This is a genomic window from Streptomyces sp. S6 (assembly GCF_054880855.1).
The window spans coordinates 1-26,090 of the sequence record NZ_JBTYMC010000076.1 but is presented as its reverse complement, the minus strand read 5'-3'; the positions used below and the strand labels follow the sequence as shown (position 1 = coordinate 26,090).

Annotated in this window: 26 protein-coding genes, 1 tRNA gene and 1 pseudogene; 17 read left to right on the top strand and 11 right to left on the bottom strand. The window is 72.7% G+C overall.

The features are described from left to right. Positions 1-508 precede the first annotated feature (508 nt). The 10 genes from ACVNF4_RS13600 (at position 509) to ACVNF4_RS13555 (ending at position 7,496) form a co-directional block, all read left to right on the top strand. Complete coding sequence (locus tag ACVNF4_RS13600) at positions 509-1,009, top strand: hypothetical protein (protein ID WP_461803030.1); 501 nt, start codon at positions 509-511, stop codon at positions 1,007-1,009. Between the two features lie 184 nt (positions 1,010-1,193). Beyond that, a complete protein-coding gene (locus ACVNF4_RS13595) occupies positions 1,194-1,628 on the top strand; it encodes a roadblock/LC7 domain-containing protein (RefSeq protein WP_461803029.1) in 435 nt (144 codons plus the stop codon). A gap of 5 nt (positions 1,629-1,633) precedes the next feature. Further along, the gene (locus tag ACVNF4_RS13590; protein WP_040837468.1) at positions 1,634-1,999 is read left to right on the top strand and encodes a DUF742 domain-containing protein; all 366 of its coding nucleotides are present in this window, start codon (positions 1,634-1,636) and stop codon (positions 1,997-1,999) included. Continuing rightward, the gene (locus ACVNF4_RS13585; RefSeq protein WP_461803028.1) at positions 1,977-2,633 is read left to right on the top strand and encodes a GTP-binding protein; all 657 of its coding nucleotides are present in this window, start codon (positions 1,977-1,979) and stop codon (positions 2,631-2,633) included. Before ACVNF4_RS13590 ends, ACVNF4_RS13585 begins: the two co-directional genes overlap by 23 nt. Positions 2,634-2,659: 26 nt before the next feature. Next, positions 2,660-3,193 (top strand): GAF domain-containing protein, encoded by a 534-nt coding sequence (locus ACVNF4_RS13580; protein ID WP_461803027.1) that lies wholly within the window; start codon positions 2,660-2,662, stop codon positions 3,191-3,193. Positions 3,194-3,341: 148 nt separating this feature from the next. Next, a complete protein-coding gene (gene tdh, locus ACVNF4_RS13575) occupies positions 3,342-4,370 on the top strand; it encodes an L-threonine 3-dehydrogenase (RefSeq protein ID WP_461803026.1) in 1,029 nt (342 codons plus the stop codon). A gap of 10 nt (positions 4,371-4,380) precedes the next feature. Next, complete coding sequence (locus ACVNF4_RS13570) at positions 4,381-5,592, top strand: glycine C-acetyltransferase (protein ID WP_461803025.1); 1,212 nt, start codon at positions 4,381-4,383, stop codon at positions 5,590-5,592. 44 nt (positions 5,593-5,636) lie between these two features. Next, positions 5,637-6,539: a LysR family transcriptional regulator gene (locus ACVNF4_RS13565; protein ID WP_461803024.1), complete on the top strand. Its 903-nt coding sequence runs from the start codon at positions 5,637-5,639 to the stop codon at positions 6,537-6,539. A gap of 36 nt (positions 6,540-6,575) precedes the next feature. After that, positions 6,576-7,109: a GNAT family N-acetyltransferase gene (locus ACVNF4_RS13560; protein WP_461803023.1), complete on the top strand. Its 534-nt coding sequence runs from the start codon at positions 6,576-6,578 to the stop codon at positions 7,107-7,109. A 30-nt stretch (positions 7,110-7,139) separates the two neighbouring features. Next, positions 7,140-7,496, top strand: a complete 357-nt coding sequence (locus ACVNF4_RS13555) for an MmcQ/YjbR family DNA-binding protein (RefSeq protein WP_461803022.1) — start codon at positions 7,140-7,142, stop codon at positions 7,494-7,496. Positions 7,497-7,996: 500 nt separating this feature from the next. Here the strand turns inward: ACVNF4_RS13555 and ACVNF4_RS13550 are convergent, their stop codons facing one another. Together ACVNF4_RS13550 and ACVNF4_RS13545 are read right to left on the bottom strand one after the other, a co-directional pair. After that, positions 7,997-8,911, bottom strand: coding sequence for a transketolase family protein (locus tag ACVNF4_RS13550; RefSeq protein ID WP_461803021.1), 915 nt, complete (start codon positions 8,909-8,911; stop codon positions 7,997-7,999). A 386-nt stretch (positions 8,912-9,297) separates the two neighbouring features. Further along, complete coding sequence (locus ACVNF4_RS13545; RefSeq protein WP_461803020.1) at positions 9,298-10,011, bottom strand: transketolase; 714 nt, start codon at positions 10,009-10,011, stop codon at positions 9,298-9,300. A 137-nt stretch (positions 10,012-10,148) separates the two neighbouring features. On the opposite strand from ACVNF4_RS13545, the gene ACVNF4_RS13540 reads away from it, so the two are divergent. The 3 genes from ACVNF4_RS13540 to ACVNF4_RS13530 all read left to right on the top strand — a co-directional run bounded on the left by ACVNF4_RS13540 (position 10,149) and on the right by ACVNF4_RS13530 (position 12,594). Continuing rightward, positions 10,149-10,222: transfer RNA gene (locus tag ACVNF4_RS13540), tRNA-Pro, on the top strand. Between the two features lie 62 nt (positions 10,223-10,284). Further along, positions 10,285-10,503 (top strand): hypothetical protein, encoded by a 219-nt coding sequence (locus ACVNF4_RS13535; protein WP_461803019.1) that lies wholly within the window; start codon positions 10,285-10,287, stop codon positions 10,501-10,503. 315 nt (positions 10,504-10,818) lie between these two features. Beyond that, positions 10,819-12,594 (top strand): ABC transporter ATP-binding protein, encoded by a 1,776-nt coding sequence (locus tag ACVNF4_RS13530; protein WP_461803018.1) that lies wholly within the window; start codon positions 10,819-10,821, stop codon positions 12,592-12,594. A 54-nt stretch (positions 12,595-12,648) separates the two neighbouring features. Here ACVNF4_RS13530 and ACVNF4_RS13525 read toward each other — a convergent pair whose 3' ends face one another. Genes ACVNF4_RS13525 through ACVNF4_RS13510 form a run of 4 tightly spaced genes read right to left on the bottom strand, consistent with a single transcriptional unit; the run spans position 12,649 to position 16,119 of the window. After that, positions 12,649-13,047, bottom strand: a complete 399-nt coding sequence (locus ACVNF4_RS13525; RefSeq protein WP_461803017.1) for a (2Fe-2S) ferredoxin domain-containing protein — start codon at positions 13,045-13,047, stop codon at positions 12,649-12,651. Then, a complete protein-coding gene (locus tag ACVNF4_RS13520; RefSeq protein ID WP_107103903.1) occupies positions 13,047-13,586 on the bottom strand; it encodes an NUDIX hydrolase family protein in 540 nt (179 codons plus the stop codon). Before ACVNF4_RS13520 ends, ACVNF4_RS13525 begins: the two co-directional genes overlap by 1 nt. A gap of 15 nt (positions 13,587-13,601) precedes the next feature. After that, on the bottom strand, positions 13,602-14,714 hold the full coding sequence (locus ACVNF4_RS13515) for an amidohydrolase family protein (RefSeq protein WP_461803016.1): 1,113 nt from the start codon (positions 14,712-14,714) through the stop codon (positions 13,602-13,604). A gap of 1 nt (position 14,715) precedes the next feature. Beyond that, a complete protein-coding gene (locus ACVNF4_RS13510) occupies positions 14,716-16,119 on the bottom strand; it encodes a glutamine synthetase family protein (RefSeq protein WP_461803015.1) in 1,404 nt (467 codons plus the stop codon). 145 nt (positions 16,120-16,264) lie between these two features. Between ACVNF4_RS13510 and ACVNF4_RS13505 the strand changes: the two genes are divergently transcribed. Both ACVNF4_RS13505 and ACVNF4_RS13500 read left to right on the top strand, forming a co-directional pair. Then, entirely contained in the window at positions 16,265-17,146 is an 882-nt protein-coding gene (locus ACVNF4_RS13505; protein WP_461803014.1) for a Cof-type HAD-IIB family hydrolase, read from the top strand. A 657-nt stretch (positions 17,147-17,803) separates the two neighbouring features. Beyond that, positions 17,804-19,288, top strand: a complete 1,485-nt coding sequence (locus tag ACVNF4_RS13500) for an amidohydrolase (RefSeq protein ID WP_461803013.1) — start codon at positions 17,804-17,806, stop codon at positions 19,286-19,288. Here the strand turns inward: ACVNF4_RS13500 and ACVNF4_RS13495 are convergent. After that, positions 19,254-20,057 carry an alpha/beta fold hydrolase gene (locus ACVNF4_RS13495; protein WP_461803012.1) on the bottom strand — a complete coding sequence of 268 codons (804 nt, stop codon included), beginning with the start codon at positions 20,055-20,057 and terminating at the stop codon, positions 19,254-19,256. The genes ACVNF4_RS13500 and ACVNF4_RS13495 overlap by 35 nt on opposite strands. Before the next feature lie 83 nt (positions 20,058-20,140). Between ACVNF4_RS13495 and ACVNF4_RS13490 the strand changes: the two genes are divergently transcribed. After that, positions 20,141-20,914 carry a sulfite exporter TauE/SafE family protein gene (locus ACVNF4_RS13490; RefSeq protein ID WP_461803011.1) on the top strand — a complete coding sequence of 258 codons (774 nt, stop codon included), beginning with the start codon at positions 20,141-20,143 and terminating at the stop codon, positions 20,912-20,914. On the opposite strand, the gene ACVNF4_RS13485 is transcribed toward ACVNF4_RS13490, so the two are convergent. Next, on the bottom strand, positions 20,841-21,719 hold the full coding sequence (locus ACVNF4_RS13485; protein WP_461803010.1) for a methylenetetrahydrofolate reductase: 879 nt from the start codon (positions 21,717-21,719) through the stop codon (positions 20,841-20,843). The genes ACVNF4_RS13490 and ACVNF4_RS13485 overlap by 74 nt on opposite strands. Positions 21,720-22,059: 340 nt before the next feature. On the opposite strand from ACVNF4_RS13485, the gene ACVNF4_RS13480 reads away from it, so the two are divergent. Next, positions 22,060-22,776, top strand: coding sequence for a cobalt-precorrin-6A reductase (locus ACVNF4_RS13480; protein WP_461803031.1), 717 nt, complete (start codon positions 22,060-22,062; stop codon positions 22,774-22,776). On the opposite strand, the pseudogene ACVNF4_RS13475 reads toward ACVNF4_RS13480, so the two are convergent. The 3 genes and pseudogenes from ACVNF4_RS13475 to cobF form a co-directional block, all read right to left on the bottom strand. Next, positions 22,766-22,972, bottom strand: a pseudogene (locus tag ACVNF4_RS13475) (hypothetical protein); the annotation flags it as partial. The gene ACVNF4_RS13480 and the pseudogene ACVNF4_RS13475 overlap by 11 nt on opposite strands. 73 nt (positions 22,973-23,045) lie before the next feature. Then, a complete protein-coding gene (locus tag ACVNF4_RS13470; protein WP_461803009.1) occupies positions 23,046-25,109 on the bottom strand; it encodes an MDR family MFS transporter in 2,064 nt (687 codons plus the stop codon). Between the two features lie 78 nt (positions 25,110-25,187). Beyond that, the gene (cobF, locus tag ACVNF4_RS13465; protein WP_461803008.1) at positions 25,188-25,961 is read right to left on the bottom strand and encodes a precorrin-6A synthase (deacetylating); all 774 of its coding nucleotides are present in this window, start codon (positions 25,959-25,961) and stop codon (positions 25,188-25,190) included. Positions 25,962-26,090: the final 129 nt, after the last annotated feature.

Here is a 26,090-nt window from a genome sequence, read left to right as displayed (position 1 = left end):
CCCGGCTTCCGACAGCACCGCCCCCGGAGGGTCCCTCGGCGTCGTGGGGGTGGCCCCCGGGCCCGGAGCAGCGGACGGAGCCGTACCCGGTGGCGCGGCGGCACACGACCCGGACGACATCGTCGGCGCCGCAGACACGCCCCGCCTGAACGGCCACCGGCCGGTCGGTGACGCGGGATCCGGCCCGGCGACCGGTCCGTCCTCGGGTGGCTCGGTGTCTGGCGGCGCTGTTCCCGGACGGCCCGGTGTTCCGGCCTCGGTGGACGGTACTGACTCGACTCGCCTGAACGGTCATTGGCCTGTCGGCGACGTGGTGTCCGGCCCGGTGGCCGGTTCGTCCTCGGGTGGCTCGGTGTCCGGCGATGGCGGCCAGCTCGGCGGTGCTGTTCCCGGACGGCCCGGTGTTCCGGCCTCGGTGGACGGTACTGACTCGACTCGCCTGAACGGTCATTGGCCCGTTGCCGACGCGGGATCCGGCCCGGTGGCCGGTTCGCTCTCGGGTGGCTCGGTGTCCGGCGATGGCGGCCAGCTCGGCGGCGCTGTTCCCGCACAGCCCGGTGACACGCGTTCCGGTGGCCCGGTGCCCCACGACGGCGTCCGCCCCGCCCCCCTCCCCATGCGCAACTCCCGGCAGGAGCGGCCGAATCCGGCCGAGGCACGGCCCGGGATCACGGTGGGGGACCGGGCCGTGGTGGAGGAGCGGCAGGGGGAGGTGCCGGTGCCCAGGGCGGGGGCCGTGCGGGGGACGATGGAGAAGCCGAGGCTGCCGAGGCGGCGGGCGCAGGAGCATCTGGCGCCGCAGCTGCGCGGGGGCCCCGTACCGCGCCCCGAGAGCGGGGAGCCCGGCGGACACGACCCCGGTCTGATGGCCGCGTTCCAGCGGGGGATGGGCCTCGCGGAGGCCCAGCTCGGCCTGGAGGCGGACCCCGACCACTCCCTGACCACCACCCCCGCCTCCCCGGCCCGCGCCCAGCACCACCCGTACGACGGGAGCGCGCCCACGGGATGAACGGGCACCCCCGCGCGCGCCACGGCGCCCCCTGACCCCGAGCCCTCGGACCCCCTCACCGAAACCCCACCCACCATGCCCCCATCCCCCGGCAGCCCGGCGATCCAGGACCGGCGTGGCCCCCCTGTCACCTCCGCGCCCCCACCCCCGACCCCCGCAACCCCCCTCAAGGAGTCGATCCACCATGGCGAGCGACGCGCCGACCGGCCAGGTATCCGATCTCGACTGGCTGATGAGCGGCCTCGTACAGCGCGTACCCCACACGACGAGCGCGGTGCTGCTGTCGTGCGACGGGCTGGTGAAGTCCGTGCACGGACTGGACCACGACAGCGCCGACCACATGGCGGCCCTGGCCTCCGGCCTGTACTCGCTGGGCCGCAGCGCGGGCGTCCGGTTCGCGGACGGCGGCGACGTCCGGCAGGTGGTGGTCGAGCTGGACTCGGCCCTGCTGTTCGTGACCACCGCCGGCTCCGGCACCTGCCTCGCCGTGATGGCCGGCCGCGAGGCCGACGCGGCGGTGCTCGGGTACGAGATGGCGATGCTCGTCAAGAGCGTCCGCCCGTACCTGGTGACCGCGCCCCGCCAGTACCCCGCGGACCCCACGGCGATGAGGGCGTGAGCGTGATGGCGGCCGACGGTCCCTGGCTCGACGACGCCGCCGGCCGGCTGGTGCGCCCCTTCACCGTGAGCAACGGCCGCACCAGGCCGACCGTCGCCCTGGACCTGATGTCCCAGGTCCGGGTGACCGGTACCAGCCCCCTCGGCTACCTCGGCCCCGAGCACGCCCAGGCCCTCGACCTGTGCCGCGCTCCCGTCCCGGTCGCCGAGGTGGCCGCCCATCTCAAGCTGCCGGCGGCGGTCACCAAGGTGCTGCTGTCGGACCTCGTGGACTGCGGGGCCCTCACCACCAAACCCCCGGAGTTCCACCACAACCCCACCGACCGGGCCCTACTGGAGGCGGTGCTCGATGGACTACGACGACAGCTGTGAACGCGACGAGCACGAGCTGTACGACGCCGGCGACGCGCACGGCGCATACGAGTCGTACGACGACCAGGCCCCCTTCCCGACCGCGCTGAAGGTGCTCGTCGCGGGCGGGTTCGGGGTCGGCAAGACCACGTTCGTCGGCGCGGTCAGCGAGATCGCGCCGCTGTGCACGGAGGAGCTCCTCACCACCGTCAGCGCCGGCACCGACAGCCTCGACGGCGTCGAGAACAAGGTCGAGACGACCGTCGCCATGGACTTCGGCCGCATCAGCCTGGACCCGGAACACGTCCTGTACCTGTTCGGGACACCCGGCCAGCAGCGGTTCTGGTTCATGTGGGACGAGCTGTGCGAGGGCGCCCTCGGCGCGGTGATCCTCGCCGACACGCGCCGTCTCCAGGACTGCTTCGCCGCCGTCGACTTCTTCGAGGAACGCGGCCTCGGATTCATCGTCGCGATCAACGAGTTCGACGGCGGCCACCGCTATCACCCGGAGGAGGTCCGGGCCGCTCTGGACCTCAACCCGGCGATCCCGGTGGTGCGTTGCGACGCGCGCATCTCCGCCTCCGGTGTGCAGACCCTGCTGACGCTGGTCAAGCACCTCATCGCCCACACACCCGCCGAGAACGCCCGGGCGTGACCCAACTCCCCGTGAGGAGACGCGAGATGAGCTACGGACCGCCGCGCCCGGTGGGGCGGCTGCTGGTCACGCCGGAGGACCGGGAGGCGCCCGCCCGCGCCCGGAGGCTGAGCCGACTCGGCCTCGGGGAACGCGCGGAACCCATGCTGGACCGGCTCGCCCGGCAGCTCGCGGAGATCACCCGGGCGCCGTACGGAATGGTCAACTTCGTCGGTGAGGAACGGCAGTTCTTCGCCGGCCTGTACGTCGCGCCGGGCGGAAAGGGGACCTGGGAACGGGAGCTGCCGCGCGACCACGGCTACTGCCCCCATGTCGTCGTCCGCAGAAGGGCGTTGGCCCTCGGCGACGTGGGCGACTACCCGCGGTTCGCCGGCAACCCGATCGTGGACGAGTACGGCGTCCGCTCCTACCTCGGGGCGCCCCTCCTCGACAGCACCGGCATGGTCCTCGGCACGGTCGGCGTCGCCGACCGCACACCCCGGGCCTGGGGGACGACCGGCCTGGAGACCGTCAAGGCCGCCGCCGCCGAACTGGTCGTCCGGCTGGAGGAGAGGGCGTGAAGCAGAGCTGCGGATCCGCTTAAGAAAAGCTCGATGGACCGGGGTGGCGTCGGTACGGCAGATTCGTCACCGTATCCACCCCCCTTCCCGGACCCGGGCCGCCTCGGCATGCTCCGGAGCCGGAGAACTCACCTCAGGAGCCACTGCGTTGAAGGCGCTGGTCAAGGAGAAGGCGGAGCCGGGACTGTGGCTGCGGGACGTCCCGGAGCCGGCGGTCGGCGCCGGTGACGTGCTGATCAAGGTGCAGCGCACCGGGATCTGCGGCACCGACCTGCACATCCGGTCCTGGGACGGCTGGGCCCGGCAGTCGATCAGGACGCCGCTGGTCGTGGGGCACGAGTTCGTCGGCGAGGTCGTCGAGACCGGTGCGGGCGTCACCGACGTCGCGATCGGCGACCGGGTCAGCGGCGAGGGGCACCTGGTGTGCGGGAAGTGCCGCAACTGCCTCGCCGGACGACGCCACCTGTGCCGGGCCACGGTCGGGCTGGGCGTCGGCAGGGACGGGGCGTTCGCGGAGTACGTCGCGCTGCCCGCGTCCAACGTGTGGGTGCACCGCGTCCCCGTCGACCTCGATGTCGCCGCGATCTTCGACCCGTTCGGCAACGCCGTCCACACCGCCCTGTCGTTCCCCCTCGTCGGGGAGGACGTCCTCATCACCGGCGCGGGCCCGATCGGCCTGATGGCGGCGGCAGTCGCCCGGCACGCCGGTGCGCGCCACGTCGTCGTCACCGATGTCAGCGAGGAGCGGCTCGACCTCGCGCGGAAGATCGGCGTGAGCCTCGCGCTGAACGTGTCGCAGCGTCAGATCGCGGACGGACAGCGGGAGTTGGGGCTGCGGGAAGGGTTCGACGTCGGGCTGGAGATGTCCGGGCGGGCCGAGGCGCTGCGGGACATGATCGGCAACATGACGCACGGCGGCAAGATCGCCATGCTGGGCCTGCCCACCGAGGAGTTCCCCGTCGACTGGGCCCGGATCGTCACCTCGATGATCACCCTCAAGGGGATCTACGGCCGCGAGATGTTCGAGACCTGGTACGCCATGTCCGTCCTCCTGGAGGGCGGCCTCGACCTCGCCCCCGTCATCACCGGCCGCTACGACTACCGCGACCACGACGCCGCGTTCGCCGACGCGGCGAGCGGCAAGGGCGGCAAAGTCATCCTCGACTGGACGAGCTGAAGGATTCACCATGTTCGACTCCGTACGCGACGACCTGCGCACCACCCTCGAAGAGATCCGTGCCGCAGGGCTCCACAAGCCCGAACGGGTCATCGACACCCCGCAGTCGGCGACCGTCAACGTCAGCTCCGGCGGCCGCCCCGGCGAGGTGCTGAACTTCTGTGCGAACAACTACCTCGGCCTCGCCGACCACCCCGAGGTGATCGACGCCGCGCACCGCGCCCTCGACCGCTGGGGCTACGGCATGGCCTCCGTCCGCTTCATCTGCGGGACGCAGGAGGTGCACAAGGAGCTGGAGGCACGGCTCTCGCGGTTCCTCGGCCAGGAGGACACGATCCTCTACTCCTCCTGCTTCGACGCGAACGGCGGCGTCTTCGAGACCCTCCTCGGCGAACAGGACGCGGTGATCTCCGACGCCCTCAACCACGCCTCCATCATCGACGGCATCCGCCTCTCCAAGGCCCGCCGCCTGCGCTACGCCAACCGCGATCTCGCGGACCTGGAACGCCAGTTGAAGGAGGCCGCCACGGCCCGGCGGCGCCTGATCGTCACCGACGGCGTCTTCTCCATGGACGGCTACGTCGCCCCGCTGCGCGAGATCTGCGACCTCGCCGACCGGTACGACGCGATGGTCATGGTCGACGACTCCCACGCCGTCGGCTTCACCGGCCCCGGTGGACGCGGCACGCCCGAACTGCACGGCGTCATGGACCGCGTCGACATCATCACCGGCACCCTCGGCAAGGCCCTCGGCGGCGCCTCCGGCGGCTACGTCGCCGCCCGCGCGGAGATCGTCGCCCTGCTGCGCCAGCGCTCCCGTCCGTACCTCTTCTCCAACACGCTTGCACCGGTCATCGCCGCGGCCTCCCTCAAGGTCCTCGACCTGATCGAGTCGGCGGGGGAGCTGCGGGAGCGGCTCGCCGACAACACCGCCCTGTTCCGGCGCCGGATGACCGAGGAGGGGTTCGACATCCTCCCCGGCGACCACCCCATCGCGCCCGTGATGATCGGGGACGCGGCGAAGGCTGGGCGTCTCGCGGAGCTGCTGCTGGAGCGGGGGGTGTACGTGATCGGCTTCTCGTACCCCGTCGTCCCGCAGGGGCAGGCACGTATCCGGGTCCAGCTGTCTGCCGCGCACTCGACGCAGGACGTGAACCGGGCGGTGGACGCGTTCGTGTCGGCGCGGGAGGAGCTGTCGAGGGAGCTGGGGGCGGTGGGATGAGCGGCATTTAGAGAGACTCGGGACATCTTGCGATAATCGGACCCATGATCGAAGCCCGGCGGCTCCACATCCTCCGTGCGGTGGCCGACCACCGCACGGTCACCGCGGCTGCCGCCGCGCTCTACCTCACCCCCTCCGCCGTCTCCCAACAGCTCGCCGCCCTCGAACAGGAGACCGGCCACCGCCTCGTGGAGCGCGGCGCCAAGGGCGTACGGCTCACCCCGGCCGGCGAGATCCTGCTCGGCCACACCAACGCCGTCCTCGCCCAACTGGAGCGCGCCGAGGCCGAGTTGGCGGCGTACAGCGACGGCGAGGCGGGCACCGTGACGGTCGCCGCGTTCGCCACCGGCATCGCGCTCGTCGTCGCGCCCGCGATGACCCGCCTCGCCCGCACCGCCCCCGGCATCCGGCTGCGCGTCCAGGACGCGGAGGGGGACGCGAGCCTGCCGATGGTCCTCGACCGGCAGGTGGACGTCGCCGTCGCCGTCGAGTACCGGGGCGCCCCCGCCGCCGACGACCCCCGCCTCACCCACGTCCCCCTCTACGCCGAGCCCTTCGACGCGGTCCTCCCCGAGCACCACCGCCTCGCGGACGCCGCCGAGGTCCCCCTCGCCGACCTCGCCAAGGACGTGTGGACCGGCCCCTACCCCGGCAACCCCTGCCACGACGTCGCCGTCCTGGCCTGCGAGAACGCCGGTTTCCAGCCACGCGTGGAGCATGTCTCGGACGACTTCCGCGCGGTCGTCTCCCTGGTCTCGGCGGGCGCCGGTGTCGCGCTCGTCCCACGCTCGGCGCTGCGCGGGGTGGACCTCACGGGCGTCGCCGTCCGCCCGGTCGACGGCGTCGCGCCCACCCGCCGGGTCTTCGCCGCGACGCGGCGCGGCGCGGAGGGGCATCCGCTGATCCGGCCCGTCCTCGCGGCGCTGGCGGACGTGAGTGATCCGTAACGGCGCCGTCGCACGCCGGAGGTAGCGTCGAGGATCATGAACGCAGTCACGGGTGACGACCAGATCGTACGACTCGACCCCTCCGCCCTCGACGGCCTCGCCGACCTCCTCGCCGAGGTCGTCGACGACGGCGCCTCCGTCGGCTTCCTCGCCCCCCTGGACCGCGCCGAGGCGCTGGCCTGGTGGACCGCCCGCGCGGCCGACCCGCACCAGGCGACCTGGGTCGCCTACGACGGCCCGCGCGTCGTCGGGACGATCGGGCTGACGTTCCCCGGCAAGCCCAACAGTGCGCACCGGGCGGAACTGGTGAAGCTGATGGTCGGCAAGGCCGCGCGCGGGAAGGGGCTCGGCCGGCGGCTGCTGGCCGTCGCCGAGGAGGGCGCCGTCGCCGCCGGGGTGACGCTGCTGCACCTCGACACCGAGACGGACAGCCCCGCCGAGCGGCTGTACGCGGGGACCGGCTGGACCAGGGCCGGGGTGATCCCGGACTACGCGGCGAACCCCGGCGGGGTGCTGCACCCGACCACCTTGTACTACAAGCGGATCGGGGCCTCGGCCGCCGAAGGGTGACTGTCAGTGGCGGCCGGTACGGTGCGGAGCATGCCGGACGCCGAAGATGTACGCCGAATCGCCCTGTCGCTGCCCGACACCACGGAGAAGACCGCCTGGAACATGCCGACCTTCCGGGTCGCCGGGAAGATGTTCGCCACCCTCCCCGAGGACGAGACGTCCCTCGCCGTGCGCTGCCCCAAGGAGGAGCGCGACGAACTCGTCCTCGCCGAACCCGACAAGTTCTGGATCGCCGACCACGAGGCGCAGTTCGCCTGGGTCCGGGCGAGACTCACTGCCGTCGAGGACGAGGAGGAACTGAGGGCGATCCTCGCGGACTCCTGGCGACAGGCTGCGCCGCCTCGGCTGTTGGACGCGTATCCGGGGTTGGGGGTGGCGGGGGTGTAGCGGTCGCGAGGGAGGGCCGGAGCGGGGGACTGCCGGGCGGTGCGGGGAGGCCGGCGGGTGCCGGGGGTGTGCATCAGGCGGTGGTCGGTTGCCGGGGCGTGGCCCAAGTGCGATCGTCCACCGGGGCGTGACCCAGGTGCCGTTCGTCCGCCGGGTGTGGCTCGGGCGGCGGTCGTCCGCCGGGGTGTAGGCCAGGTGGCAGTCGGTCGCTGGGGGTGCTCAGGTGGTGGTTGTCCGCCGGTGGTGTGTTCAGGCAGCCGTCGCCCGGTGCCCCGGGTGCCGGTTGCCGACCGGGGTGTGGTCCAAGCGCTGTTCGTCCGCCGGGTGTGGCTCGGGCGGCGTTCGTCCGCCGGGGTGTGGCTCAGGTGGTAGTCGGTTGCCGGGGGTGCTCAGGGGGTCGTCGCCCGCCGTCCCGGGTGCCGGTTGCCGACCGGGGTGTGGTCCAGGCGGCGCTCGTCCGCCGGGGGTGCCCGGGTGGTGGTTGTTCGCCGGTGGTGTGCTCAGGCGGTCGTCGGCCGCCGCCCCAGGAACCCCCCGATCCGCTCCCGCAGGGACCCCGCGTCCAGGCCGTGTGCGGTCGTGTGTTCCTCGGCAGTGCCGTAGCGGCGCAGTTCCGCGCGGCTCACGCCCAGGCCGAGGATTCGGCGCGGGCGGTCCGTGAGGGCGTTGTTCGCGGCGGGCGTCGAGGTGCCCGCGAGGTACGGCTCGACCAGGACGACGTCCGGGGCCGCCGCGTCCGCCGCCCGGCGCAGGGCGCCCGCGTCGAAGGGGCGGACCGTCGTGCCGTACAGGACCGTCACGTCCAGGCCCTCCGTCGCCGCGAGGACCGCGTCCAGCGTCGTCCCCACGGCGACGACGACTCCGCGCCGGCCCTCGCGGACGGTCAGGAGACCGGTGCCGTCGACCGGGCGGGGGCGCGCGTTCGACTGTGTCGACAGGCGGACGTACACCTTGTCGTCCCCGGCGCCCACCGCGTGCCGCAGCAGGGTCTCGGCCTCGTCCGGGTGGCCCGGGACGTGCACGGTCCAGCCGTCCAGCGTGTCCATGAGCGCCACATCGCCGGGCGCCATGTGCGTGAACCCGCCCTCCGGCCAGTCGTACGACGCCGCCGCGCTCACCAGCACCGCGCCCACACCCTGGTGCCCCAGATCCAGCTTGACCTGCTCGAACGGGCGCTCCACCAGGAAACTCGCGAACGTGTGCATGACCGGCCGCAGCCCGGTCAGCGCGAGGCCCGCGCCGGCCCCGATCAGCAGTTGCTCCCTGATGCCGACGTCGATGACGCGCTCGGGGTGGCGCCGGGCGGCCTCGGCGAAGCCGTCCGAACCGATGACGGCGAGGACGACCGCCAGGCGGGGGTCCTCGTCGAGGAGGCGGGTGAGGGTGGGGGCGAGGCGGTCGCGCATGGTGTCCATGGGGGCTCCAGGAGGTGTGGGTTCGGTGGGCTGGGGTGACGGATGCGTCGGGGCGGTGGTTGGGGTGGGGTTGCTGGGCGGGCTGGGGCGGTGGCTGAAGCGAGGTGGCGGAGGGGCCCGAACCGGCGGCTGGGCCTGGCCGGGAGGCAGGGGCAGGTGGGTGGTTGGGACGGGGTGGGCCTGCCCGTTCCCGCCGTGCGCCGCGCCGGGCCGCTCTGCCTCGCGCCGCGCTGTCCGGTCCCGTCCCGATTGGCTTGCCGTGTCAGGTTCCGCGCTGCGCCGCTCCGCGCCGTCCGGTCCCGTCCCGGCCGGCGTGCCACGCCCGGTCCCGCCCGGCTGGTCTGCCGCATCCAGCCCACCCCACCCGCCCACCTCGGCCGGAACGTCTACGCCCGCCCGGCGGTCTGCTTCGGCTCCACCCGGGCGATCACCACGTGCGGGCGGCCCGGGTGGGGCGTGGTGAACGCGGCGTACAGGGCCTCGTGGTCGCGGCCGTCGGCCGTCGCCGTCGACCAGCCCGCCGCCTCGAAGCGGGCCGCGATCCCGCCGGGGCGGGCGTGGGACGCGGAGGAGTTGTCGACGACGACGGTGTGGAGCCGGTCGAGCCCGGTGGGACCGGCGTAGGCGATGGCCTCGTGGTTGCTGCCCTCGTCGAGTTCGGCGTCGCCGGTCAGGACCCAGACGGCGGGGTCGGTGAGGTGCTGGGCGCGCAGGCCGAGCGCCGTGCCGACGGCCAGCGGGAGGCCGTGGCCGAGGGAGCCGCTGCCGATCTCGACGCCGGGGACGAGGACCCGGTCGGGATGGTGGCCGAGGGGGGAGTCGTACGCGCCGAACCCGTCCAGCCACTCCACCGGGACGAAGCCCTTCGCCGCGAGCACCGCGTAGTACGCCATCGGGCCGTGCCCCTTCGACAGCAGGAACCGGTCCCGCCCGGCGTCCTCGACCCGCTCCGGCGTCACCCTCAGCACCCGGTCGTACAGCACCCACAGCACGTCCAGCGTCGACGTCGCCGCCGGGCCGTGCTTCTCGTCCCCCGTCATCCGGCTCATCAGCCGCGCCAGATCGTCGTACCCGTACCTGATGTCCTCGGTGCTGGTCATGTCACCGATCGTGCAAACTCGACCAAACTTCAGGTCAACCCCGCCCCGCCGGGAAAAGGGAGGCGCGACCCGCTGTCCGAGTGCGGTATATTTTCCCTGCGCGTTCAACCAGGGGAAACCCCAGGTCAGACGGGCAACGGGACGTGGCGCAGCTTGGTAGCGCACTTGACTGGGGGTCAAGGGGTCGCAGGTTCAAATCCTGTCGTCCCGACTTTTCGGAGTCGTGTTCAGGGGCTCTGCCGGAGAAATCCGGCAGGGCCCCTGAGTGTTTCGGTGTGCCGGTGGACGGAACTCGACGCCCTGGTGTCCGCGCACGCCGACCGGTCCGCGCCCACCCCCGCCGAGGGCGCCGCCCTTCCCCGGGCACCCCTCCTGGACCGCCGGCGCACCGGCCGGACGGAGCTTGCGGCGGTCCTCCGCGACACCCTCGGCGTGATCGGCCGCGAACTCTCCTTCCACGCCGCCCGATCAACCCCTTCCGCATCGAACTGACCGCCCCCGACGGCCGGCCCTGGACCTGGGGTCCCCCCTCCGCCCCTCGGCGAGTCAGGGGAGGGCGCGGGCAAGTGGCTTGAGATCGCCCGGTGTTCCTCCGAGGCAGAACTGAACTCCCGTTCGGCCCTTGCCGAAACCTTGCCGTCACCGCCCCCCCGTCCCGAAAAACGCTTGGACGCCATCCCCACCCCCGCGGGACACTTCCCGTTCCTCCTCCGATTTGTCCCCGCTTGCGCGCGATTTCTCGTGCGCGCGGGGCCCGAGCGACGCAGGGACGGAATGGATACGGCTGAATCACGCAAGGGCGCGGTGATGCTCGCCCTTCGGTACTACGGACGGGAGTTGGGACGGCTCAAACGGCTGGCGGTGCCGGGGATGCTGCTGCCCGCGCTGGGGAACGCGGGCATCAACTACGTGGCGCCGCTGGTGGTGGCGAAACTGGTGGGGCGGATCGCGGACGACGGTGAGGTGGGGGTCGCGACCGCGTGGCCGTACGTCGTGGGGTTCGCCGTCGTGATGCTGACCGCGGAGGTGCTGTGGCGGATCGGGATCCACTGTCTGAACCGGGTGGACGCGCTCGGGATCGAGAATCTGTACGTCACCGGCATGGACGAACTCTTCGCGAAGGACGCGGCGTTCTTCCACGACAACTTCGCGGGGTCCCTCACCAAACGGGTGCTGAGTTTCGCCTCGCGGTTCGAGGAGTTCGCGGACACGCTGGCCTTCCAGGTCGTGGGCAGCCTGGTGCCGCTCGTCTTCGGGTCGGTCGTGCTGTGGACCTACGAACCCTGGCTCGTCGTCTGCCTGCTGACGATGATCCTGGTCACCACCGTCGGGGTGACGCCGCTGATCCGGCGCCGTCAGCGGCTCGTGCGGCAGCGGGAGGAGGCCATCGCGCGGGTCTCCGGGCACGTCGCCGACAGCCTCATGAACATGGACACCGTGCGGGCGTTCGCCGCCGAGGGGCGGGAGGCCGCCGAACACCGGGTCCGGGTCGCGGAGTCCAAGCGGCTGATGCTGCGCTCGTGGGACTACGGGAACCTGCGCATCGACACGTTCGTCGCGCCGATGTCCGTCCTCACCAACGCGCTCGGCCTGCTCCTCGCGGTCGTGCTGGCCGGCAGCGGGCACGGCGTGGAGGCCGTCATCGTGGCGTTCACCTACTTCATGAACGCCACGCGCATCATGTTCGAGTTCAACCAGATCTACCGGCGCATGGAGAACTCCATGACCGAGGCGGCGCAGTTCACCGAACTGCTGCTCACCTCGCCGGCCGTCGTGGACCCCGCCTCCCCCGAACCGCTGGCCCCGGGCTCCGCCGACGTCCGCTTCGACCAGGTCACCTTCGCGCACGGCGGCGGTGACCCGCTCTTCCACAAGCTCGACCTGGACGTGCCGAGCGGCACGAAGATCGGGCTCGTCGGCAGGTCGGGCGGCGGGAAGACGACACTGACACGGCTGCTGCTGCGGATGACCGACATCGACGGCGGGCGCATCCTCGTCGGCGGGCAGGACATCAGCAGGCTGCGCCAGGCCGACCTGCGCAGCCTCATCGCGTACGTCCCGCAGGAACCGGCCATGTTCCACCGCACCCTGCGCGACAACATCGCCTTCGCCCGCCCCGGCGCCACCGACGCGGAGATCCGCGCCGCCGCCGAGGCCGCCCACGTCACGGAGTTCGCCGACGCGCTGCCCGACGGCTTCGACACGATGGTCGGCGAACGCGGCATCAAGCTCTCCGGCGGACAGCGCCAGCGCGTCGCCCTCGCCCGCGCGATCCTGCGCGACGCCCCGATCCTCCTCCTCGACGAGGCCACCAGCGCCCTCGACTCCGAGAGCGAGATCCTCGTCCAGGACGCCCTGTGGCGCCTCATGGAGGGCCGCACCACGCTGGTCGTCGCCCACCGCCTCAGCACCGTCGCCGGCATGGACCGCCTCGTCGTCCTCGACCGGGGGCGGATCGTCGAACAGGGCAGCCACCCAGAGCTGCTCGCGGCGCAAGGGGCGTACGCACGGCTGTGGCAGCACCAGTCGGGCGGGTTCCTCGACGACTCGGATGCGGCCGATCCGGCGGGGGTGAGGACGTGAGGTGAGGGGGGGGAAGGGGCCGCAGGGGGTGGGGACGTCGTCGTCCCCACCCCCTCACTTCCGCGACCGCGCCCGGCTCCCCCTCGGTGCCTTCACGAACTGCATCTCCAGCGTCGTCGGCGGCTCGGCGACACCGGGGCCGCCCGCCTCGGCCCACCCGATGAGTTCCTCCGTCGCGTCGTCGTCCGTGGCGAAGCCGATCCAGACGGAGCGGGCGCCGGCGCGGCGGGCAGTGGAGGAGGGCTGGACGACGATGACGTTGGCCTGGTCGCAGGGGCCGAGGCAGTCGGTCGTGCGGACGGTGAACGTGCCGCCCGAGGACGCGGCGGCGGCCCGGAGCCGGTCGAGCTGCCAGGCGTGGTCGAAGCCGGGGTTCTTGCGGCGGTCGCCGCAGCAGCAGCCCCTGCACACGACGAGCGTGCAGGGGCTGCTGCGCTGGGAGGGGAACGGCATCAGGAGGCCGACAGGCCGACGTGGGCCAGCGCCTGGCGCAGCAGGAAGCCGTGCCCGCCCGGCATCTCGCTCTGCACGGCCGGGGAGGCCGCCTCCTGCGGCTCGAACCAGACCAGGTCCAGGGCGTCCTGGCGGGGCTGGCAGTCACCGGTCACGGGCACGATGTACGCGAGCGACACCGCGTGCTGACGCGGGTCGTGGTACGGCGTGACGCCCTGCGTGGGGAAGTACTCGGCGACGGTGAACGGCTGGAGCGCGGCCGGCAGCCGGGGCAGCGCCACCGGCCCGAGGTCCTTCTCCAGATTGCGCAGGAGGGCGTCACGGACGCGCTCGTGGTGCAGGACCCGGCCCGAGACCAGGGTCCGGCTGACATCGCCGTCCGGTCCGATGCGCAGGAGCAGGCCGATGCTGGTGATCTCGCCCCGGTCGTCCACCCGGACGGGCACGGCCTCGACGTACAGGATCGGCATCCGGGCGCGGGCCAGTTCGAGCTCGTCCTGGCTCAGCCAACCGGGCGTGGTCTCGGTCATGTCAGACATTGCTTGATCATACTTTCAGAACCGGTCGGACAGCCGGTAGATCCGGCGTGCGTTCTGCGCGCCCGCCCACCGGGCCAGCCGCACCGCGTCGTGCGGACTCAGCTCACCCGCGTCCACCCGGCCCTGGAGAAGGTCCCCGAGACCCCGGCGGAACGCCAGCGCGCCGAGCGCGTAGAACTCGGCCACACCATAGGCGTCCGAGCTGTACAGGAGTTTGCCGAACGGTGTGATCTCCAGCGCCTCCGCCAGCACCGCCCGCGCCCGCACCGGCCCCACATGGTGCAAAGTCAGCCCCACATCCAGGTACACCTGCGAAAACACCGAGGTCAGATAGGCCGCCTGCCGCTGGAACGGCCAGCAGTGCAGCAGCATCACCGGCACCCTGTCCGGGATCGCGTGCAGCCAGTCCGTGAGAAGGCTCGGATCCGCCCGGTGCAGCCGGATGTCCCCGTCCCCGAACCCGGTGTGCAACTGGAGCGGCACCCCCAGCCCGACGGCCGTCCACAGCAGATGGCGGACGAGGACGTCGTCGTCGAGGCGCCCTTCTCCCGCCAGCCAGCCGCGCGCGGCCCGCGTGATCTCCTCGGGCCCCGGGCGTGTCGGGTCCAGGGCGAACCCGGTGCGGTAGGCGGCGACCGACTTCACGGCGACGACCCGGGGGCCTTGCGCGGCGTCGTGGACGGCCCGCGTGAACTCCTCGGCGTAGGCGTCCGGTTCGACCCCGTCCGCCTTCAACTTCTCCGCGACCGACTCCAGTCGGACCACCTCGTACGCCGTTCCCCTTGCCGCGTGCGCGAGTTCGGCCGGGGTCGTGAGGGGGATCGGGGTGTGGCCGGTGTCGACGCAGAAGGTGTGGGTCCGGGAGGCGTGCAGGAAACGGCGGTTGACCTCCTCGGCGCCCAACTCGGCACGCCTGGCCAGGTATTCGTCCGGCGGCGCGTGCGGGGGGAGGTCGAGGACGGGGGCGCAGTGGCGGCGGACCGCGATGCCCGTGGGGGTGTCGAAGGGGGTGACACCACCCTCGGTGAGGAGGGACTCGAAGGCCGGGCGGTCGAGGTCGTGGGCGGCCACGCCGTGGCAGTGGTGGTCCACCAACTCCAGTTCGGCGAGCGCCTCGTGGACGGACACGTCAGTAGACCCAGCGGTAGGCGGCGGCGACCCGGTCGTCGTCCAGGCCCTCGACGGCGTCGAGTTCGCCCTGCCGGACGGCCGTCACCGCGTCCGCGAGGACCGGGCCGAGGGCAGTGCGCAGGACCTTGTCCTCACGGAACTCGGCGATGGCCTCGGGGAGTTGGGAGGGGAGGCGGCGGACCTTCTTGATCGCCGCGTCTTGCGCGTCGAGCCCGGCCGGATCGCCCTTCGTCTCCTCCGGGAGGCTCATCCGGCCGGCCAGGCCGTCGAGACCGGCGGCGATCAGGCAGGTCAGCGCCGCGTACGGGTTCGCGGCCAGGTCGATCGGCTTGACCTCCAGGTTCGCCTGCTCGGCGCGGTGGCCCTTCGTGCCGGGGACCAGCCGCAGGGCCGTCTCCCGGGTCTCCAGGCCCCACGCGGTGAACACCCCGGCCCACTGGGACGGCTTGAGACGGAGATAGCTGGCGGGACTGGGGGCGGTGACCGCCATCAGGGCGGGCAGGTGGGCGAGGATGCCGGCCGCGAAGGACTCCGCGTCCGGGGTGAGGCCGTGCCTGCGGTCGCCGCCCGTGTGCAGGTTGCGGCCGTCGCGCCAGGCGGAGAGGTGGACGTGGCCGCCGTTGCCGACACCCGTCGCGGCCACGGCGGGGGCGAACGACACGCGCAGGCCGTGCTGCCCGGCGACCGCGCGGATCGTCTGCCGGGTCAGGACGCTGCGGTCCGCCGCCGCGACCGGGTCCGCACACCCCACCGAGATCTCGAACTGGCCCGCCGCGTACTCCGGATGGACCTGGTCGACGTCCAACTCCTGGGCCGCGCACGCCTCCAGCAGGTCCGCGAGGAACGCCCCCAGCTCCACCTGGCGCGTCGCGCCGTACGCCGGGGCCGTCGTCACCGGCACGAACTCGCCCGGCGGGGCGGTGTCCAGGCCGAGCATCCACTCGATCTCGATCGCCGCGCGAAAGGTCAGGCCGTGCTCCAGGGCCGCCCGCTCCTCGATCCTGCGCAGGGCCGTGCGGGAGCAGCCCGGGTGCGGGGTGCCGTCCTGCGTGATCCGGTCGACCGGCGCCCACGCCCAGCCGGGCTGCGCGGCCAGCACCGTCAGCAGGTCGAGGTCCGGGTACAGGCGCAGGTCGCCGTCCGGGGAGCCGAGGACGTCCGTCGCGACGATGTGGTCGTTCGCCAGGAACGTGTCGAAGACCGGGGACATGCCGACGCCCCAGGCCGCCGCCGAGGGGAGCTTCGCCGTGGGGACCGTCTTGACGCGGTGCACACCGGCCGTGTCCACGTAGGCGAGGACGACGCCGTGGACCTTGCGGGCGGTCAGCTCCTCGGCGAGCGCTCCGGCCCGCTCGACGTCACCCGGCCTGCCGCCGGGGGTGGGGTCGGCGAGGGTGGTCATACGGGGCCTCCTCGGGCAAGTCGGGCTGTTGGGACAGGGTTTCACGGGTGAGGGGCCGAGGCGGCGTGAGGCGTGCCGGTTCGGGTCGCCTTTCGAGTGCCCCGGTAGTGTGAAGATCGGACCGCCCCCGTACGGAAAGCAGGACATGCCCTACTCCGCCGCGCCCCAGCTCACCCCGGACACCGTCCCGGCCGGGCCGTCCGCCCCCGACATCCGCCTGATCGTCACCGACATGGACGGGACGCTCCTCGACGACGAGAAACGGACCCCGGAGGGCCTCGGGGACATGCTGCGGCTGCTCCGCGAGCGCGGCATCCTCTTCACCCCGGCCAGCGGACGCCAGTACGCAACCCTGGAGCGGGACTTCACCGGGCTCAGCGAGGGCATGGTCTTCATCGCCGAGAACGGCACGTACGTCGTACGCGACGGCCTTGAGCTCAGCTCCGACACCGTCGCGCCCGAGGCCGCCGCCGAGGTCGTCCGCACCGTGCGGCGGCTCGCCGCGAGCGGGGTCGACGTGGGGGTCGTCGTCTGCGGGAAGCGGTCCGCGTACGTCGAGCAGACGGATCCGGCGTTCCTGTCGGAGGTCCGGCGCTACTACCTGCGCAACGAGATCGTCGACGATGTCAGCTCCGTCTCCGACGACGTCATCAAGGTCGCCCTCCACACCTTCGGCTCCGCCGAACGCGACGTCGCACCCGCCTTCACCGCCTTCACCCGCACCCACCAGGTCGTCGTCTCCGGCGAACGCTGGGTCGACATCATGAACCCCGCCGCCGACAAGGGCACCGCCCTGCGCCGCCTCCAGTCCGACCTCGGCATCACCCCGGCCCAGACCATGGTCTTCGGCGACTACCTCAACGACCTCGAAATGCTCGACGCCGCCGACTGGTCCTACGCCATGGCTGGCGCACATCCGGAGGTGATCCGCCGGGCCCGCCACATGGCGCCGTCCAACAACGAGAACGGGGTCCTGCGGACCATCGCCCGGGTTCTCGGCCTGGGCGGAGGGGAGCCGGCGGGGTGAGCCGGGCGGCTTGACCCGGGCGGGGCTCGGGCGGGCTGTCGTCGCCGGCGCCGGCCTGCGTGGCTTTGGGGCGTGCCACGCGGCGGGACCCTCGTCCAACCGCCGCCACCTGCCCCGGTCACCCGGCCCCGGCACGACGTACGTGCACTGCTGCCACCTCGGCGAACAGCGGTGGCGGCGGCACGGTGTCGATCGCCCCGCAGGCAGAGCTGTAGACGGCACACGGTCGGCCGCTCCTTGCCGAGGCCCTCTCCCTCGGACTGCGGCCCTCGCTCGGCATCGACGTCGTCACCACCGTCCTCGGCGATGCCCGCCCAGATCCGCGCGGCCTTCACCGCCGACCGCGCCCGCGTCGAGGACCGCACCGGCTCCCTCACCCCGGCAGACCCGCCGACGTCACCGCCCTGGACACAACTGCCCTGAACACGGCCCCCGTTCACGACCCCGCAAACGCCACGGCAAGCTCCTCGCCGACACCGCCCGCGGCGTGCGGCTTGTGGAGGAGTCGCGGGAGAGGCCGCTCGCAGCGAAGGGGACCCGCACCCGAGCCACGTCGTCCGCAGAGCCGCCGGGGTGAGGGGCGTTGCGGGTAGCGTGCGCGGCAGGACGGCCACCGCGTGCCGGCCGCCGCCGCACCCGCGCCCGGAGGGAAGCCGCATGTCCGACCCCACCCGCCTCACGCACGACGTGTCCGAGCTGTCCCGGCCCACTCGCGGCATGTCTGAGCCGCTCGGGCCCGGTGCTCAGGGTGTGTCCGGGCCGTCCGGTTCCGCCCCCGGTCTGTCTGTCACGTCCACCTCGGCCCGCCTCGCGCACGGGGTGTCCGAGCCGGTCGGGCCCGGTGCCCAGGGCCTGCCCGGGCCGTCCGGCTCCACCCCCGGCCCGCCCGCCACGTCCGCCCCCGCCCGCCTCACCCTCGCCCTCACCTCCGCCGTCGACCCCGCCCGCCTCGCCGACTTCTACCGTGACCTGCACCGTCACCCGGAACTCGCCTTCCAGGAGCACCGCACCGCGGGGAAACTCGCCGCGCGGCTCAAGGGGGCGGGGTACCAGGTGACGGAGGGGGTGGGTGGGACCGGGGTCGTCGGGGTGTTGAGGAACGGTGCCGGGCCGGTCGTCTGGCTGCGGGCCGACATGGACGCGCTGCCGGTGCGGGAGGCGACGGGGCTGCCGTACGCGTCCGCCGTGGACGGGATCATGCACGCCTGCGGACATGATCTGCACGTCACGTGGCTGACGGCCGCAGCCGAGGCGCTGGCGGGCGGGCGGGACGTCTGGTCGGGGACGGTCGTCGCCGTCGGGCAGCCCGCCGAGGAGAGCGGGGGAGGGGCGGCGGCGATGGTCGCGGACGGGCTGCACGAGCGCTTCCCCCGTCCGGATGTCGTCCTCGGCCAGCACGCCGCCCCGGGACTCGCCGGGTGGTACCCCCACACCCCCGGCCTCACCATGGCCGCCTCGGACGACGTCGACGTCGTCGTGCACGGCGTCGGCGGCCACGGCTCACGCCCCGAGTCCACCGTCGACCCCGTCGTCACCGCCGCGCACATCGTCACCCGGCTCCAGAGCGTCGTCGCCCGCGAGATCGCCGCGAGCGAGTCCGCCGTCCTCACCGTGGGCGCCTTCCACGCCGGGACCGGCCACAACATCATCCCCGCCGAGGCGCGGCTCTCCCTCAACGTCCGTACCAGGGACGGGAGTACGCGGGAGAAGGTGCTCGGTGCGATCCGGCGGATCGTCGACGGGGAGTGCGCGGCGGCCGGTTGTCCGAAGCCGCCGGACGTCGTGTTCTCCGGCGGCTATCCCGTCACCGTCAACGACCCTGACACCGACCGGCGGGTGGCCGACACGCATCGCCAACTCTTCGGCGAGCAGGCCGTGTTCGACTTCGGGCCGGTCATGGGCAGCGAGGACTTCTCCCTCCTCGCGCCCGAAGGGGTGCCGTACGACTACTGGTACGTGACGACGACCCCGGCGGACGTCTGGGAGGCCGCCGACGGCGAGGAGTTGACGTCGAGACTCGCCAACGTGCCGGGAAACCACAGCCCGTTGTTCGCCCCCGACCTGTCGGTCCTCGTACCGGGCGCACAGACCCTGGTGTCGGCCGCCCTCACGGAGCTACAGCACCGTCCAGGAACCCCGTGAGGTCCCCGAACACCTCCACCCGGTTCGTCTCCGCGAACACCTCGTGCCGGGCCCCCGCATAGACCCGCGACGTCAGCGCCCCGCCACTGAGCGCCGCCACCCCCGGCCGGCTCTCCGCGAGCGGCACCAGCCGGTCCTCCTCCCCGTGCAGCCACAGCACCGGCAGCCGCCCCACGCCCCCGGCGCCCGCGACCGTCCCCAGCGTCTTCGCGAACGCCTCCAGCGTCGGCCGCTTCATCGGCCCGTGCCACACCAGCGGATCCGCCTCGTACGCCACCCCGACGGTCGGGTCCCGGGAGAGCGCGGCCGGGCTGATGGGGATGTCCGGGATCTCGGCGTGTGCCAGGAGCCGACCCGGCAGCGACCACTCCCCGAGCACCGGACCCGACAGGACCAGCGCGGCGAGATCGGCGGCCCGGCGCTGGGCGAGACGGGCCGCGATCAGGCCACCCATCGAATGGCCGACGACGACCGGCGGCACCCCCGGATACTCGGCCCGCGCCAGATCCAGGACCGACTCGGCGTCCGTGACGACGTCCTCGAAGTCCTCGACCAGCACCCGCTCCCCGTCCGAGAGCCCGTGCCCGGCGTGGTCCGGGCCCATGACGGCCGCGCCGTGCGCGTGCAGCACCCCGGCCAACTCCTCGTACCGGCCCAGGTGTTCGCCGTAGCCGTGGACCAGCAGGGCGAGGTACCGGGGTGCCGGGCGGGGCCAGGTGTGCACCGCGATCCGGCCACGGGTGCCGGGCAGGAGACGGACGTCGGCCATGGGCTCCTCCAGAGAGAAAGGTCTCAGGCGGCGAGACGCTCCTTACCTACCCCAGATGCGTGGGCATAGCATCGGTCAACGCAATGGACACGATGACTCTGTGGCACATCACCGGCTGGGAGTTCGCCGCCCTCGCCCTCGCCGCCCTCCTGGTCGGCTTCTCCAAGACGGCCGTCAGCGGCGCCAACACCGTCAGCCTCGCCGTCTTCGCGGCGGTCCTGCCGGCCCGCGCCTCCACCGGCGTGCTGCTGCCGATCCTGATCGCCGGGGACGTCCTGGCCGTCCTCACCTACCGGCGGCACGCCCACTGGCCCACCCTGTGGCGGCTCTTCCCGGCCGTCGCGGCGGGGGTGGTCGTCGGGACGGTGTTCCTGCTGTGGGCCGACGACGGGGTCGTCCGCACCTCGATCGGGGCGATCCTGCTGCTGATGGCGGGCGTCACGGTGTGGCGCAGGCGGCACGCGGAGACGCCGGACGACCCCGACGCGGTCGCCACCCGGGCGGGGAGGTACAAGGCGCGGTCGTACGGGGTGCTCGGGGGGTTCACGACGATGGTCGCGAACGCCGGGGGGCCGGTCATGTCCATGTATCTGCTGTCCGCTGGCTTTCGGAAGCTGGGGTTCCTGGGGACGTCCGCGTTCTTCTTCCTCATCGTCAACGTGACGAAGGTGCCCTTCAGCGCCGGGCTCGGGCTCATCGACGGGAACTCGCTGCTGCTGGACGCGGCGCTGGTGCTGTTCGTCGTGCCGGGGGCGGTGCTCGGACGGTGGGCCGTGGACCGGATCAACCAGCGGTTGTTCGAGCGGCTGGTGATCGCGGCGACTGTGCTGGGAGGGTTGCAGCTGCTGCTGCGGTGAGCCACGAGGAGGTCGCCTCCAGGCCGCCGAACGTGTAGAGGTGCAGGGCGACCTCGCCGTGTTCCTCCGGTGACAGCTTCGCCGCCAGCGCCTTCAGGAAACGGTCCGGGCCCGCCGTCCCCATCAGCTGCGTCAAGGAGAAACCGTACTTGCGGGCTATCCCCGCGCTCGTCGTGACGCCGAAGCGGCGGGCGTACGACAGGAGGCGGCGGACGCCGGCCGGGCCCGGGACGCCGATCCGCACCGGCAGGCCCACGCCCCGGCGCCGGGTCTCCGCCAGCCACGCCGGCACCGGGTCCACCGCGAAGCCGAACTGCGTGATCACGCTCCCCGTCAGGCCCCGCTCCTCCAGCGCCGCCGCCTTCGCCTCCAGCGCCGACCACAGCGCCGGGGTGTCGATCGCCGGGTGGCCCTCCGGGTAGCCCGCGATGCCGACGTGCCGGACCCCGTGCTGTTCGAGGAGGCCCGAGCGGATGACGGCGAGCGCGTCGGCGTACGGGCCGTGCGGGGTGGCGGGGTCACCGGCGACCACGAAGACGTCCTCCGTACCCAGTGCGCCCAGCGTCTCGTCCAGCTCTTCCGTCGAGCGCAGGCGGCGGGCCGAGAGGTGGGGCACGGGGGTCAGGCCCAGCTCACGGACCGCCCGCACCGCCTCCACCCTGGTGGCCAGGTCCTCGGTCGCGAGGTGCGTGATGTTGACGCGGGTGCCGGGGGCGAGCGACGTGTTCTTGAGCGCCGGGGCGTCCTTGCCGGTCATCTCCAGGGACGCGCCGAGGAACAAGGGGTGCGGCGGGCTTGCCGTCATACGTCGTCGTGTTCCTCACCTGGGGAAAAGGGCGGCCCAGGTTAACAACCGGGCAGGGGGGTGCGCTGTGGCGGGCGTCTCGTAGGGTCGGGGCATGCATGTGCTGATCCTGGGCGGGACGACCGAGGCACGGGAGTTGGCCGCGGCGCTGGCCGGGGTGCGGGGGGCCGGGGGTGCCTTTCGGCGGGCCGGGGTGGATACGGCGGCCTCGCCGGCCGACGGTGCCGGCCTGCCGACGGGAGTGGCTGCGGCGGCCTTGCAGAGGTGCCGTGCGTCCTGGCCGGCCGCGTCGACGGGGTCGTCGGGTGAGGGTGTTGCCCCGCCGGCTCTGCCGGCGGGAGTGGTGGCGTCGGGTTCGTCTGTCTGCCCTGTCTCCCCGTCGGCCGCGTCGAGCGGTGTACGGGTCACGACCTCGCTCGCCGGGCGTGTCTCCCGGCCCGGTGCGCTCGCCGGGGATGTGCGGGTCGGGGGGTTCGGTGGGGTTGCCGGGCTGGAGGTGTGGCTGCGGGAGCACCAGGTGACCGCGCTGGTGGACGCCACCCACCCCTTCGCCTCCCGGATCACCCGCAACGCCGTCGCCGCAGCCGCCGGGACCGGGGTGCCGTTGGTCGTGCTGCGGAGGCCGGGGTGGGAGGCGGGGGCGGGGGACCGGTGGTACGACGTCGGGACCGTCGCGGAGGCCGCCGCGCTGGTGCCTCGACTCGGACGCCGGGTTCTGTTGACCACCGGGCGGCTGGAGTTGGCCGCGTTCGCTCACGTCACCGGGGTGCACTTCGTCGCTCGGTCCGTCGAACCGCCGGATCCGCCGCTGCCGGCCGACTGCGAAGTCCTGCTCGCGCGGGGGCCGTTCAGCCTCGACGACGAACTCCGGCTGCTGCGTGAACGCCGGATCGACGTCGTCGTCACGAAGGACAGCGGGGGTGCGGCGACGGCCGCGAAGCTGGTGGCCGCACGGGAGTCGGGGGTGCCCGTCGTCGTCGTACGGCGTCCCGCGCCGCCGTCCGGTGTGACGGTCGTCGGGGATGTCGCCGGCGTCCTGGAGTGGCTCAGGGGTTGACGACCGTCGCGCGGAGGCGGTCGATCGTCCGGAGGATCTCCGTGCGGTTCTTGGCGGATTTGATCCAGGCGGGGAGGCGGGCGACGTACGTCATGCGGCGGTGTTCGTGCAGGTCTGTGGCCACGGGGTCGCGGAGCAGGGTGAGGTGTTCGAGGTTGTAGGCCCAGATCGTGCCGTGGCGGGTGTCGGCGCGGAGCTGGTGGTGCGGTTTCTTGCGCGTGTCCTGGAAACGGAGGGGCCCATGGCGACGTGGGGGACCGGCCTGGCCCTCAGCTCGCCGGTGCCGGCTCCCGCCGTTCCCGTACGCCACTGCTTAGGTCCTCCACCAGCAACTGCTTGGCGATCGAGTCGACCACCGCGTGGAGGTCGCCGGTGGGCGGTCGGCCCAGGTCCTGTTCGACGCGGGCCCGCAGCCAGGTCCCCCACGCCTCGGTGATGAGGCGGGCCTCGCGGGTGCCGGCGGGGGTGTGGGAGAGGAGGGAGCCGTCGCGGGTGAGGTAGCCCTCGTCGGTCATGCGGTCGAAGACGGGGAGCAGGACCTCCGGCGGGAGGTGGCGGCGCGCGGCGATGAGGCCGAGGCTCGCGTGGCCGACGAGGCGGGTGAAGATCTCGACCTGCATCACCGCCCAGGCGCCGGCCGCGTCGAGCCGGGTGTCCGACTCCTCGACGATCCGGCGGGTGGTGGCCAGGTCCGTACTGCCGATGATCTTCGCGACCGAGGTCTCCAGGACCCGCCGGGAGTCCGCGCCGCCCGGGGAGGCGAAGCCCTCGCCCATGTCGGTGGAGCCCGCGCGGGCGCTGTCGCGCAGGGGGACCTGCTTGAGGAAGAGCGCGACCAGGACACCGAGCGCCGCGACCGGGACCGTCCACAGGAACACCGTCTGGATGGTGTCCGCGTACGCGCCGACGATCGGCGCGGCGGCCTTCGCGGGCAGCGCGTGCACACCGTCCGGACTCGTCGCGGCCTTCGCGAGCGACGCCGGGTCCGCCGCCCCCGTCGCCGCCGCCTCCGCGACGCCGTCCCGCAGGTTCGGGGTCAGCGTGTTCGCGTAGATCGTGCCGAAGACGGCCGTCCCGAAGGAACTCCCCAGCGTCCGGAAGAAGGTGACGCCCGAGGTCGCGGTGCCGAGGTCGGCGTACTCGACGGTGTTCTGCACGGCGATCGTCAGCACCTGCATGCACAGCCCGATCCCCGTGCCGAGGACGAACATGTACAGCGACTCCAGCCACGCGCCCGTCCCCGGCCCCATCAGGGACATCAGGAACAGCCCGAACCCCATGACGACCGACCCGGCGATCGGGAACATCCGGTACTTCCCGGTCCGGCTGACGACGTTCCCGCTCACGATCGACGCGATCAGCAGGCCCATCACCATCGGCAGCGTCCGCACCCCGGACACGGTCGCCGAATCGCCGTCCACGTACTGGAGATAGCTCGGCAGGTACGTCATCGCGCCGAGCATCGCGAACCCCACGATGAAGCTGAGCACCGAGCACACCGTGAACACCGGGTTCCGGAACAGCCGCATCGGCAGCATCGGCTGCGCCGCCCGCGTCTCCACCCGGCAGAACAGGCCGAGCGCGACCACCCCGCCGGCGAACAGTCCGACGATCGTCCCGGAGCCCCACGCGTACTCGTTGCCGCCCCAGCTCGTCGCCAGGATCAGCGCGCTCGCGCCGGCCGCGACCAGCGCGATGCCGAGATAGTCGATCACCGGGCGGGACGCCGACCTCACCACCGGGATCGTCCGCGCCGCCGCGATCACCACGGCGATCGCGATGGGGACGTTCACGTAGAACGCCCACCGCCACGACAGATGGTCCGTGAACAGGCCGCCGAGGAGCGGGCCGATCACCGTCGCCACGCCGAACACCGCGCCGATCGCGCCCTGGTACTTGCCGCGCTCCCTGAGCGGGATGACGTCCGCGATCAGCGCCATCGCCGTCACCATCAGGCCGCCCGCACCGATGCCCTGCACCGCCCGCCACGCGATCAGCAGCGGCATGTTCGTCGCCAGACCGCACAGGAACGAGCCCGTGATGAACACGATCGCCGAGACCTGGAAGACGACCTTCCGGCCGAAGAGGTCACCGAACTTGCCGACCAGCACCGTCGCGACCGTCTCCGCCAGGAGGTACGACGTCACCACCCACGACATGTGCGAGGCGCCGCCCAGATCCGACACGATCGTCGGCAGCGCCGTCCCCACGATCGTCTGGTCCAGCGCCGCGAGCAGCATGCCGAGGACGATCGTCACGAAGACGACGTTGCGGCGGCGGGGGTCGAGGACCGGGGGGCCGGGGGTGGGCGGGGCATCCTGGGTGACGGTCACGGGGCCACCTTCGCGCCGGGGGGTGGGGAGCGCATGCGGGGAGGGCCGAGTGGGGGGATTTTCGCGGGGTGTCCCCCCTCAGCTCTCCTTCGGTCTGCGGCGCAGCAGATACGTGTCCATGATCCAGCCCTTGCGCTCCCGGGCCTCGGCCCGCAGCTCCTCGATCCGGGGCCCCGCCTCGGCGATCGGGCCGGAGACGAGGATCTCGTCCGGTGTGCCGATGTAGGCGCCCCAGTAGATGTCGACGTCGTCCTCCGTGCACCCCCGGAACGCCTGGTGCGCGTCCAGCATCACCACCACGTCGTCCACCCCCTCCGGGAAGCCCTCCGCGAGCCGCCGGCCGGTGGTGATCTGGACCGGGCGTGCCACGCGGTTCAGCCCCGTCCGGTGCCGGGCGACGAGCGCCGAGACGCTGCTGACGCCCGGGACGACGTCGTACGAGAAGGCGACCGTGCCGCGGGCGAGGACCTCGTCGAGGATCGCGATCGTGCTGTCGTAGAGCGCGGGGTCCCCCCAGACGAGGAACGCGCCGGTCTGCGTCTCCGTCAACTCGTCGGATATCAGGCGCTCGTAGATGTCCGCGCGGGCCGTGCGCCAGTCGCCGACGGCGGGGGAGTACGCGGCGGAACCCGCCGTACGGTCCCGCTCGGGGTCACGGGCCTCGACGACCCGGTACGTCCCCTGCGGCACATGCTCCCTCAGCATCTCCCTCCGCAGATCCGTGAGGTCGCTCTTCACCTCCCCCTTGTCCAGGACGAAGAACACGTCCGTCCCCCGCATCGCCCTGACCGCCTGCAACGTCAGGTGCTCCGGGTCTCCCGCGCCGATACCGATGACATGAATCTCTCGCACACCTCCGAGTCTGCCGTACGCCACTGACATTGATGCTGATACTCAGGTTCCGGTGATCGTGGCCCAGCCACTGACTGACGCCCTGCTGGGTTGTCTTCCCGCTGTTCTGTCCGGCCGCCGGAACCTGTT

Bases quoted from the DNA above. Each gene is read 5' to 3' on its own strand.
- ACVNF4_RS13595 (WP_461803029.1), top strand. From the start codon at position 1,194: ATGGCGAGCGACGCGCCGACCGGCCAGGTATCCGATCTCGACTGGCTG.
- ACVNF4_RS13590 (WP_040837468.1), top strand. From the start codon at position 1,634: ATGGCGGCCGACGGTCCCTGGCTCGACGACGCCGCCGGCCGGCTGGTG.
- ACVNF4_RS13585 (WP_461803028.1), top strand. From the start codon at position 1,977: ATGGACTACGACGACAGCTGTGAACGCGACGAGCACGAGCTGTACGAC.
- ACVNF4_RS13580 (WP_461803027.1), top strand. From the start codon at position 2,660: ATGAGCTACGGACCGCCGCGCCCGGTGGGGCGGCTGCTGGTCACGCCG.
- ACVNF4_RS13570 (WP_461803025.1), top strand. From the start codon at position 4,381: ATGTTCGACTCCGTACGCGACGACCTGCGCACCACCCTCGAAGAGATC.
- ACVNF4_RS13565 (WP_461803024.1), top strand. From the start codon at position 5,637: ATGATCGAAGCCCGGCGGCTCCACATCCTCCGTGCGGTGGCCGACCAC.
- ACVNF4_RS13560 (WP_461803023.1), top strand. From the start codon at position 6,576: ATGAACGCAGTCACGGGTGACGACCAGATCGTACGACTCGACCCCTCC.
- ACVNF4_RS13555 (WP_461803022.1), top strand. From the start codon at position 7,140: ATGCCGGACGCCGAAGATGTACGCCGAATCGCCCTGTCGCTGCCCGAC.
- ACVNF4_RS13550 (WP_461803021.1), bottom strand. From the start codon at position 8,911: ATGGACACCATGCGCGACCGCCTCGCCCCCACCCTCACCCGCCTCCTC.
- ACVNF4_RS13545 (WP_461803020.1), bottom strand. From the start codon at position 10,011: ATGACCAGCACCGAGGACATCAGGTACGGGTACGACGATCTGGCGCGG.
- ACVNF4_RS13530 (WP_461803018.1), top strand. From the start codon at position 10,819: ATGCTCGCCCTTCGGTACTACGGACGGGAGTTGGGACGGCTCAAACGG.
- ACVNF4_RS13525 (WP_461803017.1), bottom strand. From the start codon at position 13,047: ATGCCGTTCCCCTCCCAGCGCAGCAGCCCCTGCACGCTCGTCGTGTGC.
- ACVNF4_RS13520 (WP_107103903.1), bottom strand. From the start codon at position 13,586: ATGTCTGACATGACCGAGACCACGCCCGGTTGGCTGAGCCAGGACGAG.
- ACVNF4_RS13510 (WP_461803015.1), bottom strand. From the start codon at position 16,119: ATGACCACCCTCGCCGACCCCACCCCCGGCGGCAGGCCGGGTGACGTC.
- ACVNF4_RS13505 (WP_461803014.1), top strand. From the start codon at position 16,265: ATGCCCTACTCCGCCGCGCCCCAGCTCACCCCGGACACCGTCCCGGCC.
- ACVNF4_RS13500 (WP_461803013.1), top strand. From the start codon at position 17,804: ATGTCCGACCCCACCCGCCTCACGCACGACGTGTCCGAGCTGTCCCGG.
- ACVNF4_RS13495 (WP_461803012.1), bottom strand. From the start codon at position 20,057: ATGGCCGACGTCCGTCTCCTGCCCGGCACCCGTGGCCGGATCGCGGTG.
- ACVNF4_RS13490 (WP_461803011.1), top strand. From the start codon at position 20,141: ATGGACACGATGACTCTGTGGCACATCACCGGCTGGGAGTTCGCCGCC.
- ACVNF4_RS13485 (WP_461803010.1), bottom strand. From the start codon at position 21,719: ATGACGGCAAGCCCGCCGCACCCCTTGTTCCTCGGCGCGTCCCTGGAG.